Source organism: Pararhodobacter sp. SW119 (assembly GCF_017811755.1).
Taxonomy (GTDB): Bacteria; Pseudomonadota; Alphaproteobacteria; order Rhodobacterales; family Rhodobacteraceae; genus Pararhodobacter.
Genome location: NZ_JADDJF010000158.1, coordinates 1 through 1,063 on the forward strand (window position 1 = coordinate 1; position 1,063 = coordinate 1,063).

A 1,063-nucleotide genomic window follows, 5' to 3' on the forward strand; every position below is an offset into this window, starting at 1 on the left:
TCGTGCCGGCCGTGCTGTCAGGTGCTCGGCAGGCGGTAGTCCTGTTGTTTCGTCAGCATGGCCCAGACGATCCGGGCGGCCTTGTTGGCCATTGCGACGGTGGCCAGCCGGAACGGCTTCGCGGTCAGAATTTTCGCCGTCCAGAGATCGACGCGTTCGGGATGCTTCTTGCCCATCAACGCGCGCGACGTCATGCCGACGATCAGCAGCTTTCTGATGTAGCGGTCGCCCTTCTTGGTGATCTTTCCGAGCCGCTCCTTGCCGCCGCTGGATTTGTTCAAGGGCGTCAGCCCCAGCCAGGCAGCCAGATCGCGCCCGGTCCGGAACTGTTTTGCGTCGCCGATCGTGGCGATGATGGCGGAGGCGGTGATCGGACCGATCCCGGGCATGCGCATCAGCCTCCGGGCGTCTGCATTCATCGTGGCATGCTGCTCGATCATCTTGGTGTAGCCGACGACACGCATGTTGAGGCCCATCAGTTGGTGGCAAAGCGTCCCGAGAATGCCGTTAGCCAGCTCAGGCATTTCGGGCCGGTCCCCGTCGAGATGGCGTTTGGCGAAGGCGAGGACAGCTTCGACCCCGGTCGGCAGGACATGGCCGAACTCGCGCAAGATGCTGCGGACCATGTTCACGACCTGGGTTCGCTGCCGGACCACGAGATCGCGGGTGCGGTGGATCGTCAGGATCGCCTGCTGATCCTCCGTTTTCAGTTCGACGAACCGCATCGTGGGGCGGCGCACGGCCTCGCAGATCGCCTCGGCGTCGATCGCGTCGGTCTTGCCTCGTTTAACATAGGGCTTCACGTAGCTCGCCGGCATCAGCCGGATGTCGTGACCGAGCTTTCGCAATTCGCGACCCCAGTGATGGGCGGACCCGCACGCCTCCATACCGACGACGCAGGGCGGCAGGGCCTCAAAGAATTGCAGAAGCTTCGCGCGCTTGATCGTCTTGTTGAAGATGACGCGCCCATTCGCAGAAATCCCGTGAACCTGAAAAACGTCCTTGGCCAAATCCAGGCCGACTGTCTTAACTGTCATTGGGTGGCTCCTCTCTCAGCAGTTGA

Annotated in this window: 1 protein-coding gene; it reads right to left on the reverse strand. The window is 62.3% G+C overall.

The genetic code is table 11. The features are described 5' to 3' along the window. Nucleotides 1–17 precede the first annotated feature (17 nt). Entirely contained in the window at nt 18–1,037 is a 1,020-nt protein-coding gene (locus IM708_RS21015; protein WP_209428496.1) for an IS110 family transposase, read from the reverse strand. Nucleotides 1,038–1,063: the final 26 nt, after the last annotated feature.

Coding starts and splice junctions, on each gene's coding strand:
- IM708_RS21015 (WP_209428496.1), bottom strand. CDS start 1,037: ATGACAGTTAAGACAGTCGGCCTGGATTTGGCCAAGGACGTTTTTCAG.